The organism is Mesorhizobium sp. M0522 (assembly GCF_040321085.1).
In the GTDB taxonomy this organism is placed as follows: domain Bacteria; phylum Pseudomonadota; class Alphaproteobacteria; order Rhizobiales; family Rhizobiaceae; genus Mesorhizobium.
Genome location: NZ_JAMYQW010000028.1, coordinates 80,306 through 90,417 on the forward strand (window position 1 = coordinate 80,306; position 10,112 = coordinate 90,417).

The 10,112-nt window shown below is 60.3% G+C and carries 8 protein-coding genes, 1 tRNA gene and 3 pseudogenes; 8 read left to right on the forward strand and 4 right to left on the reverse strand.

Features of this window, described 5'->3' with window-relative positions:
• A pseudogene (locus tag NKI58_RS25360) lies at nucleotides 1-263 on the forward strand (hypothetical protein); the annotation flags it as partial.
• A 29-nt stretch (nucleotides 264-292) separates the two neighbouring features.
• Here the strand turns inward: NKI58_RS25360 and NKI58_RS25365 are convergent.
• Nucleotides 293-451, reverse strand: a pseudogene (locus NKI58_RS25365) (IS66 family transposase); the annotation flags it as partial.
• Nucleotides 452-483: 32 nt separating this feature from the next.
• On the opposite strand from NKI58_RS25365, the gene NKI58_RS25370 reads away from it, so the two are divergent.
• From NKI58_RS25370 to NKI58_RS25390, 5 genes are all read left to right on the forward strand, one after another.
• On the forward strand, nucleotides 484-693 hold the full coding sequence (locus tag NKI58_RS25370) for a hypothetical protein (RefSeq protein ID WP_023678271.1): 210 nt from the start codon (nucleotides 484-486) through the stop codon (nucleotides 691-693).
• Nucleotides 694-1,157: 464 nt separating this feature from the next.
• On the forward strand, nucleotides 1,158-1,958 hold the full coding sequence (locus NKI58_RS25375) for a calcium-binding protein (protein ID WP_023678272.1): 801 nt from the start codon (nucleotides 1,158-1,160) through the stop codon (nucleotides 1,956-1,958).
• A 386-nt stretch (nucleotides 1,959-2,344) separates the two neighbouring features.
• On the forward strand, nucleotides 2,345-4,117 hold the full coding sequence (locus tag NKI58_RS25380; protein ID WP_245274754.1) for a type I secretion system permease/ATPase: 1,773 nt from the start codon (nucleotides 2,345-2,347) through the stop codon (nucleotides 4,115-4,117).
• Nucleotides 4,095-5,408 carry an HlyD family type I secretion periplasmic adaptor subunit gene (locus tag NKI58_RS25385; protein WP_023678274.1) on the forward strand — a complete coding sequence of 438 codons (1,314 nt, stop codon included), beginning with the start codon at nucleotides 4,095-4,097 and terminating at the stop codon, nucleotides 5,406-5,408. Before NKI58_RS25380 ends, NKI58_RS25385 begins: the two co-directional genes overlap by 23 nt.
• Nucleotides 5,409-6,078: 670 nt before the next feature.
• On the forward strand, nucleotides 6,079-7,296 hold the full coding sequence (locus NKI58_RS25390) for a tyrosine-type recombinase/integrase (RefSeq protein ID WP_245274750.1): 1,218 nt from the start codon (nucleotides 6,079-6,081) through the stop codon (nucleotides 7,294-7,296).
• Between the two features lie 21 nt (nucleotides 7,297-7,317).
• Here NKI58_RS25390 and NKI58_RS25395 read toward each other — a convergent pair.
• Nucleotides 7,318-7,393, reverse strand: a tRNA-Ile gene (locus tag NKI58_RS25395).
• Between the two features lie 184 nt (nucleotides 7,394-7,577).
• Between NKI58_RS25395 and NKI58_RS25400 the strand changes: the two genes are divergently transcribed.
• Nucleotides 7,578-8,288 (forward strand): SIMPL domain-containing protein, encoded by a 711-nt coding sequence (locus tag NKI58_RS25400; RefSeq protein WP_352457554.1) that lies wholly within the window; start codon nucleotides 7,578-7,580, stop codon nucleotides 8,286-8,288.
• Nucleotides 8,289-8,406: 118 nt separating this feature from the next.
• Here NKI58_RS25400 and NKI58_RS25405 read toward each other — a convergent pair whose 3' ends face one another.
• Nucleotides 8,407-8,766: a hypothetical protein gene (locus tag NKI58_RS25405; RefSeq protein ID WP_352787156.1), complete on the reverse strand. Its 360-nt coding sequence runs from the start codon at nucleotides 8,764-8,766 to the stop codon at nucleotides 8,407-8,409.
• A gap of 224 nt (nucleotides 8,767-8,990) precedes the next feature.
• Nucleotides 8,991-9,437 carry a YcgN family cysteine cluster protein gene (locus NKI58_RS25410; RefSeq protein ID WP_352457557.1) on the reverse strand — a complete coding sequence of 149 codons (447 nt, stop codon included), beginning with the start codon at nucleotides 9,435-9,437 and terminating at the stop codon, nucleotides 8,991-8,993.
• 248 nt (nucleotides 9,438-9,685) lie between these two features.
• Between NKI58_RS25410 and NKI58_RS25415 the strand changes: the two are divergent.
• Nucleotides 9,686-10,112 (forward strand): annotated as a pseudogene (locus tag NKI58_RS25415) (OmpA family protein); the annotation flags it as partial.

Consider the following 10,112-nt stretch of genomic DNA (forward strand, 5'->3'; position numbering starts at 1 on the left):
ATGGATGGCGATTGGGATTGGGCGATTCCTGCATTGTCGAGAACGATGCAGGGAGAGCAGATCCTTCAGCCTGAAGAGGTGGCAGCGATGCTGCCGCTGCATGAGCTTGGCTGGGGAACCGACGGGCGAACGAATTCGGGTGCGCTCGCAACACGGTGCCTCGGTATCTAAGCGAGGGCGGGACTGTTCCGTTTCGCAAGCCTGTGCGGCCGACCGCGTTTGACGGACTGGACGATTGGCTGCGGGAGCGCTTCTTCCCCCATGGCTCGGGCTGGATGACGATCTCGACCCGCTCCAGATGCGCCGGGAACGCCTTGCGCGGTCGCGCAGCACGTCGCGGCTCGCCTGTCGGTCTTGCGGCCTCGAGCTCGGACTCAATCGCGCCGAGCCCGGTCTGGATTTCGAAGGCGAAGGCCTGCTGGGCACGTTCGAGCTTCTCGGAGCTGCGACCGAAGCGGCGCGCTCCAGCTGCTTGACGATCCCATGAAGGTCGGCGATCCTCTCCTGGGCACGCTCGTTGAGTGTCGCCATCCGGACGATCTCGGCCTTGAGTGTTTCGCTCCGGAGTTGTTGCAGTTCGGCCTTCTCCGCCGCCATGGCGACGAACATCGCCTTGAGCGGATCGATTTCGTGGGGACGGGCCGAAGCGCTTCTCGTCATGACGCCGACAGGAGCTTGTTTTACACGGCCTGAAGCCCGCCTTTTGCGCCTGAGTCACTTCGCCACCGCCTTCCGGCCGGACGCCGTCGCCGTTCGGCTCGAACGCGCGTCCAGTCCATGCCTTCGACGAGCGCCATCAGTTTCGGCGCGGCAAGCCGATCACGCCGTTCTCCGCCAGCGGAACTTGTCCTCGTCCAGCGCTCACGGTGCGGGTATGCCGGCGTCGAGCAAACAGAGAGAAGTTTGGGGCCCAACCAGGACGGCCCCGTTACGAAGTTCGTCCTAGTCTAGTCCCGGTTTGAGTGTCGAATCTTCATCGATTGCATCGGCGACCAGCGTCCCCGCCGCCTGCGAGCCCGCAACTGCTCAGCAGAAGGAAGTGAACGTGAGTGCATCCATTTCGTAAATGCGTGTCTATCCAAGCAATCGATTTCTCTAATTATCCGATGAGGAATATGAAACGCGTCAGGCAGGGTGCATCATTAGGAGTATTTTCGATGGCAAACATTATCGAGGGTGGCCCGGGTTCCGAAACACTCCTCGGCACCAAGCTTGAAGATTGGATGGAGGGTTTCGGGGGCAATGACTGGATTGACGGTCGTGGCGGCAACGACGAGATCTCGGCTGGCGCGGGCAGTGACCGAGCCCTTGGCGGCGAGGGTAACGACCGCATCTTCGGCGGAGATGGCTGGGACGATCTCTCCGGCGACAACGGCCGCTTCAACGCGCGCATCTCCGGTGAGGACAATGACAGGCTCAGCGGCGGTCCCGGCCAGGATGTCGTCTACGTGGGTGACGGCCAGGACACGTTGACCGGGGGCACCGACAGTGACACGTTCGTGTTCCAGTTCCACAATCCGGTGCCTGGGGTCGTCCCGAGTGTCGGGTCGAAGCCGGACATTTCCACTATCACCGATTTCAACCCGGCGGAGGACAAGTTCGCCTTCGATGCGGTGGGCCTCTACAACGACGGTTTTGGCGCGAACTTCGTCAACAACGCCAGCATACAGTCCGGCTACCCGGTGAGCAGCTTCTACAGTGGTGCGGCCTCGGGTGCGAACGGCGAACACGTCGTGGTGATCACTGGCGAATCTTTCAACTCTGCTTCTGAAGCCGCGAGTGCGATCTCCGGCGAGCACGCCGGCGACATCATTGTCTACCAAAGCAGCTACACCGACAGAGTCGCAACTCTGGCCTATGTCACCGCCGACAACAGCGCGCATGAGTTCGTCCACCTGGGCGGTGTGGTCACCGTGGCCGACCTAGGCCTGACCGCGTCGGACTTCACCTTCGTTTGATCCGGAAAACCCATACGGAACAGCGCCCCGCCCCCCTGGGCGGGCGCTTTCCGTTTCCGCTACTTGCGATGGGCCGGGGCGCCCGGGAGCAGTCGCAGCGTGTACAGCTTGACGAAGCCCTGCACGTCGCGCTGGTCGTACACCGAAATCTCCCTGAACGCGTGGAGGCGGAAGCCTGTTCGGGCCCTTGCGGCCGGCCACGATGACGTTGCCCTTCCAAACCTTCAGCCGGACGGTGTTGTTGTTGACCCGCTCCATTAGATGCCAAACCAAACATATTCGGCGGGAGCACTGATCCTGAATCAGCGAGTCGGTTGCCGCTCGGGGAGCAATATAGGGAGCTGGGTCGCCAGATCCTCACGGAGACCTACGTGAGTAACCATTCCTTGAAGGATTCAGCTTTGAGACCTTTCCCTCTGACTTCCGCTATTTGGGGAATTCTGTTGATCAGCGGCGTGGTCAACGTGCTTGCGCTGATCTCGCCGCTGTTCATGCTTCAGGTCTACGACCGCGTTCTGGCAAGTGGCAGCGTATCGACGCTAGTGGGGCTCGTCGTGCTTGCTGCAGGGCTTTATGCGTTCCAATGCCTGCTCGACGTTTTGCGCGCCCGCGTGCTGCTGCGGATTGGCGAGCGTTTCGATGAACAGTTTTCCGGACGCGTTCACGATGCGATCGTTCGCCTTCCGCTTTTAACGCGCATGCCGGGCGACGGCTTGCAGCCGCTTCGCGATCTCGACAATATTCGCGGATTCTTAGGTGGAAACGGTCCGACAGCGTTCTTCGATCTGCCATGGATGCTGCTTTATCTTGCCATTTGCTTCCTCTTTCATTTCTGGATCGGCATGACGGCACTTATCGGGGCGATCGGTCTCACATCTCTGACACTTCTTACCAACACTCTCTCGCAACGGCCGATACGCGAGACCATTGCCCACGACATGGTACGCAATGGCCTACTGCAAGCAGCGCGTTGCAATGCCGAGGTCGTGCAAGCTCTCGGTCTCGGAAAGCGGATCGCTGCCCGATGGCACAAGGCCAATGCCGAGTATCTGGCCGCCAACCGGAAAGCTGGGGACGTGGCAGGTGGGCTGGGTGGCATTGCAAAGTCGTTGCGCGTGCTGCTGCAATCGGCCATTCTTGCCGTCGGCGCGTACCTTGTCATCAGGCAGGAGGCTACGGCCGGGGTCATGATTGCCAGTTCGATCATGATGGGGCGTGCGCTGGCTCCGGTCGATCTGGCCATTTCAAGCTGGAAACCCTTCCTCATGGCGCGCCAGGGTTGGGCGCGGCTGGAGGACCTCCTGGGAACGGTTCCTGAAACCGCTTCTGTTATGCCAATGCCTGCACCTGAACGCGAACTCCGCCTCGAAGGCGTGACAATCGTTCCGCCCGGCGAAAGGAAGCCGACCGTGACCGGCCTTGCGTTTGCCGTTCAGGCGGGAAGCGCACTCGGGATCATCGGTGCATCGGGTTCGGGCAAGTCGACACTCTCGCGCGCCATCGTCGGCGCATGGACGCCGGTCGCCGGAAAGGTTCGCATCGACAGCGCAAGCCTCGATCAATGGGACCGGGAAGCGCTAGGCCGTCATATCGGCTATTTGCCGCAAGGTGTTGAACTGTTCGACGGCACCATTGCCGAAAACATCGCTCGTTTTGAAGATAATCCTGACCCTGAGGCTATTGTCACCGCGGCGAAAGCAGCGGGCACGCACGAACTGATCCTCCGATTTGAGCACGGCTACGAAACTCCGATTGGTGAGGCCGGATCGGCACTTTCCGCCGGGCAGCGCCAGCGTATCGGTCTTGCCCGTGCTCTTTATCGAGACCCTTTCCTTGTTGTGCTGGATGAACCCAATGCCAATCTCGATGCGGAAGGCGAGGCTGCGGTCGTCAAGGCGATCGCCTCCGTGCGCGGGCGCAAGGGCATTGCGGTTGTCGTCGCCCATCGGCCGAGCGCCATCCGCGCCGTGGATTTTGTGTTGGTCATGGAAGGTGGACGGCAGCGAGCATTCGGTGCGCGTGATGAAGCGCTTTCCAAAGTCTTGAAGAGGGCAGCGATGGCACCAGGCGCTGGCGTCAAGGCCATCGAGTCTACACAGGATAACGTGGGAGAGCGCGCTGACATGGAGGATCCCGGTGGCCGGCATTCATCAGAATAATGACGTTTCCAGCTCCATTCGCCGGCACCTGGTGGCGGGCCTTCTGGCGAGCGTGATCTTTGTTGGAGGAGCCGGAGCCTGGGCGGCCTTCACGAATCTCTCCGGTGCGGTTGTCGCGTCCGGACACTTTGTCGTCGATTCCTATGTGAAGAAGGTGCAGCACCCGACCGGCGGGGTGGTGGGAGAAATCCTGGTGAGCGAAGGTGATAAAGTAAAAGCCGGCGACATCCTCATGCGGCTCGACGCCACCCAGACGCGCGCCACTCTCGCTGTAGTCACCAAGCGGCTCGATGAGCTGGCCGCCAACCTGGCACGACTCGAAGCTGAGCGTGACGATCTGGCGGAGATCGCCTTCCCGGACTGGCTGCTCGCCCGCAGAGATGTTCCGGACGTAGCTTCGGCAGTACATGGCGAGACGCGGCTGTTCGAATTCCGCAGACAATCCCGCGACGGAAGGCAGGCGCAGCTAGCGGAACGCATCACTCAATATGAGCACGAGATCGAGGGGCTCAAGGCGCAGGAAATCGCTTGTGAGAAAAGCACCGAGATTCTCCAAAAGGAAATTGCTGCCCTGAGTGGGCTGCGCGACCAAGGCATTGTCTCGGACCAACGCTTGAACAGCCTGAAGACGCAGGTTGCCACTTTCGGCGGCGAACGCGGTGAGAAGATTGCACATCAGGCACAGACGGCAGCCCGCATAGCCGAAACGCGCCTGCAGATCCTGCAGATCGATCCGGATTTCAAGACGGAAGTCGGCCAGGAGCTCAGAGAGGTTCAGGCGCAGGTTGGGGAGTATGTTGAGCGCAAGGTGGCGGCTGAACAGGAACTGCGACGGATCGATATTGTCGCGCCGCAGTCAGGCGCCATTCAACAACTCGCAGTTCATACGGTCGGAGGAGTGATCACGCCCGCCGATCCGATTATGCTAATCGTGCCGGAAGGCGACGATCTTGCGCTTGAAGCACGAATCACCCCGAAGGACATCGACCAAATCCAGCTTGGTCACAAGGCCGTGCTGCGGATGTCAGCCTTCAATCTGAGGACCACGCCGGTATTGAACGGATATGTCAGCCGGATCGCAGCCGATCTGGCGACGGACGAAAAAAACGGCGTCTCGTATTACCTGGTGCGTCTGTCGGTTCCGCATGCGGAACTGACGAAGCTCAAGGACCTGACGCTCGTGCCCGGCATGCCGGCCGAAGCGATGATCCAGACGGGCGAGCGTACGGCGCTTTCTTATTTTGTGAAGCCGCTGTCGGACCAAATCAGTCGCGCATTCCATGAGGAATGAAAGTGATCCACAGAAATATTTTGTTGGTATTCTTGTTGGTTGTTACGCATGCATGAAAGTCATAACCGTCTGAAAACACAACCATGCGTTCCTCAGTTGGATTGCGCCTCTGACTCAGATACGTGGTTCCGCGGTCATTTTGCCCTTGCAAGTCGCCGCCCATTCAGTTCTTGGCCTCGAGCGCATTAAGATACCCATCATCGTACACAAAGGCTGGAAAAGAGTCCGGTGTCTTGAGCGATCCTAGGTCTGGAGACCTAGGGTGAGCCTGCAAGCACAGGGCCAGGACATGATTGAGCGTCTGCAATATTCGGACAGGTGCATAGAAAGACAGGCAGGCGCCAAAGACGCGCTTTCAACGCACTAAACCGATGCTGCGCACCCCGAGCGTCTTGCCGCCCTCGCTCCCGCCGGTAGGAATCAATCGCGAGCAGGCTGCGACGTTCATCGGCGTAAGCTCAACGACCTTTGATGAAATGGTCCAGGACGGCCGGATGCCGCAGCCACGAATGCCGAGCAAGGGGCGCATTGTTTGGGACGTCGAGGAACTTGTATTGGCGTTTCGAAAGCTCCCTCACCGCCAAATCGGAGGAGCACCAAAGCTTGACGAAGATTCGCCGCCACTAGACAATCCTTGGGATCGAAAACCACGAACATGACGGATGAGCCCGTGAAGGTCGCTCTTAAGGGCGTAGTGAAGGACACTGATCGCCACGGCAATGATCGGTACTATTTTCGCGCACCGGGTCGGAAGAAGGTCCGGCTCCGTGAACCGACCGGCAGCGACGAGTTCCTCGAGGAACTGCGGTGCGCGCGCGCCGAGGTCACTTATGTTCGGCCCGGCACTCTTCCCGAGATTTGCCGGCGCCTCCCCAAGCCTTCCGAGCCAGCGAAGAAAGGCACGTTGCTGTGGCTTTGCCAGGAGTATTACCGTCGGGGCGGCACGGAAATCACCCAAGACACTATGGCGCGCCGACGAGCAATTCTGGAGCGCGTATGCGAATTACCTCATCCCCTCGAAGGTGACCCGGATCCTCAGTATCCCACCAAGGGATCTCTGCCATTCGCCGGTATGAAACGGTCTCATGTTAAGGAGATCAGGGACACCAGGCTCGACGCCCTTGGCGCGGCAAACAATATCGTAAAAGCCATCAGCGCGATGTTTGAGTGGGCAAAGGACACAGAGATTCCGGGCGTCGACTCCAATCCCGCCCGCGGCATCAGACGGCTAAAGAGCGGCGACGGCTGGCACCCATGGGACGTGTCGGAGATCGTTCAATATGAGAAGCGGCATCCGCTGGGTACCGCAGCCAGACGTGCGCTCTCGATCTTCATGTTTACTGGCCTGCGGTTGTCCGACGTCGCGATCTTCGGTCGACAGCACATCACGCTCGTCTACAACGAGGAGACCGAGCAGTGGGAGAAGTGGATCAGAATTAAGCCTGGGAAGACCAGTCGTAACAAGGATGCGGTGTTGGTGGAGCTCCCGCTTCTGCCCGAACTAGAGGCGGAACTTGAGCACACGCCCTCCGACCAGATGACCTTCCTGGTCAATGAGTATGGTCGCCCGTTCTCGGAGAACGGTCTGGGCAACAAGATGCGCCAGTGGTGTGATCAAGCTGAGCTGCCGCACTGCAGTGCTCATGGAATTCGCAAGGCCGGCGCGACGATCGCCGCTGAGAACGGCGCGACGCACGAGCAGCTGAAGGCGATATATGGGTGGACTACGTACCAGCAGCCCGACCACTACATCAAGAAAGCGCGTCGCCGGAAGGTAGCGAGAGCGGCGAAATACCTGCTGGTTATCGATCGAAAAGAGAACAAAATTGTCCCACTTTCTGAGGGGGTTGAAAGAGGTGGGACAAAAATGGCCAAAAAATCCAATTAAATCAACGGCCACAAAAGCCAATGGTGGGCCCGGAGGGACTCGAACCCCCAACCAAGCGGTTATGAGCCGCCGGCTCTAACCATTGAGCTACAGGCCCCACGGCGCTGGATTAGTGTTTTTCCCTGAACCGCACAAGGCTTTCCGAGGGCTTTCCGAGCAGGCGTTCCAAGGGGGCTGGCAGAGATCGCCCAAATCAGCCCATATTGATAACCTTTTGCACGTCGCCCATTGGACGCCGGCCAACACTCGGCTGTCTTGGGATCCCAGATCGAGGAGATTTCATGACCAGACGTATTTTGCCCCTGGCGATTGCCGCCGCAATCGCATTTCCGGCGATCGCGGCCGCCGCCGATTCGCCACCGCCGCCGCGTATCGTCGTCACCGGTGAAGGCGAGGCGGCGATAGCACCCGATCTGGCTCTGCTGACGCTCAGCGTCATGCGCGAAGCCAAGACGGCACGTGCAGCGCTCGATGCCAATAACGACGCCATGGCCGCAGTGATCGCTGCCATGAAATCGTCCGGCATCAAGGAGCGCGACCTGCAGACCGCGGGCATCCAGATCAATCCGCGCTATAACTACACCAACAAGCCCGACGGCAGCCAGGAGGCCGAGCTTGTCGCCTACCAGGTGACCAACACCCTTTCGGTGCGCATCCGCGACATCGACAAGACCGGCGACATTCTCGATAAGGCGGTTTCGCTCGGCGTCAACCAGGGCGGCGGCATCTCCTTCTCCAACGACGATCCGGCGGCAGCCGTCACCGAGGCGCGCAAGAAGGCCGTCGCCAATGCCACGGCCAAGGCCAAGACGCTGGCCGAAGCGGCCGGCGTCGGCATCGGCCGGGTCCTGGAAATCACCGACCAGAATTTCGCACCACCGCCGATGCCGATCAACGCCAAGGCATTCGATGCCGCCGGCGCGTCGGTCCCGGTGCAAGCCGGCGAAAATTCCTATACCGCACAGGTGACGGTGACTTTCGAATTGAAATGACCATCGCTTACAGAATGAAAAACCCCGGAGGATCGATCCTCCAGGGTTTTTTGAGCCGCGCTTTCCGTCCTGGCGGAAAGGCCCGGCTGCAAGTCAGCCGGCCGCAGGCCCGAAGACCTTAGCGATAGATGATCGGACAGCCGCGCTCGTTGGCGAATACGATCACGACGCGATCGCCATACTGGCGGCCGGCAACCTTGACCGTGCGGCGGTTGATGTCGATGATGCGGGCGCGGTGCAGGCCCATGCGTTCGGCCTTGTCGATGGCACGCTCCGGCGAACAGGACCGGCGCCAGTTGCGCTCACGGCGGTGTTCGCGATAGTAACCATCATCTTCGTCGCCGGTATAGACGCCGACGCGCGGATCCTGGTTGTTGCCGAAGCCGAGATAGATGCTGTCAGCATGAGCGGGGATGGCAGCAAGCGTGCCAAGGCCGACAAGAGCCGAAAGAGCCGCCGTCTTGATGGTGTTGAACATCGTCTTCTCTCCTTGTTGAGGGTTTCCACCCGTTTTCGTCGAAACTATGGGAGGAGAATGCACCCGCCTGTCTGAATTTTTTGCGAACCGGCCATTCATCCCCCGTTCATGCGGCAAGAATGGGCCAGCCGTTAGTCTCTCCGTTTCTGGAACCGTTCTATGCAGGGCAGATGGGGAACGTACCCTTTTGCCATGGTTCCCGGTCTTCGTTACCGCAGGAAATCCTAAGGCTCGTCCGCGAGCATATGGTCGAAATAGTCGTCCGGCTCGGCAAGGTCGGTCTCGCTGGCGCTGACCCGGCCGCGCATCGAGATGCCGGCCTCGTGCACGGTCTCGTCGCTTCCCGACACCAGCCTGTGCCACCAATAGAGATCGCGGCCCTCGGCCACTAGCCGGTAAGCGCAGGTCTTGGGCAGCCAGCTGATGGTGCGCACATTCTGCGGCGTCAGCCCGACGCAATCCGGAACACGCGCCAGCCGGTTGGCATAGTCGGAGCAGCGGCAGCTTCCAGCGTCGAATAGCCGGCAGCCGACGCTGGTCCAGTAGATCTCTCCGGTGTCCTCGTCTTCGAGTTTGGACAGGCAGCATTTGCCACAACCGTCGCAGAGTGATTCCCACTCGGCCCGGGTCATCGCCTCGAGCGTCTTGGTCTTCCAGAACGGCTTTTCCATCGTCGGCATGTGGCCCTCGGACGCGTCAAGGTCAAGCACGGCAACCGTGCACCCTCGTCCGAACCATACGCCGGGACCATACGCCGGAACATACGCCAGGACCATACGCCAGGACCATACGAATGACATGAAGTCGCCTTCAAAACGCCGGTCAATCGCCCTGTGCCACCGCTAGAACCTACAAACAGGAACCAAACATGGTTGCTGAAAGTTTGGGCAGGGATGGGACGCCACAAGGAGTGTTTATGATGAAACGCCAACCACGGATTCTGGCAGGCACAGCGCTTGGCCTGTTGATGGCGTCCGCGCCGCTAGGCGCGTTCCCGCTGCAAGGCAATGCCGCATTCAGCCCCGTGCAACGTACCGCAGCGCCGCTCATCCCAGTGCAATCGAGTTGCGCCGAGGGCGAGTCGGCGGAGGCCTGCGCGCAAAGCCAGCAGGCAGAGCAGCCCAGAAAGAAGAAGCGCGACCAGCAGCAGCAAACGGAATCCGCTCCGGCCGAGCAGGCGGCTCCAGCCGAGTCCGAGCAACCCCGCAAGAAGCGGCGCAATCAGCAGCAGCAAACAGAATCCGCTCCGGCCGAGCAGATCGCTCCAGCCGAGTCCGAGCAACCCCGCAAGAAGCGGCGCAATCAGCAGCAGCAAACAGAATCCGCTCCGGCCGAGCAGATCGCTC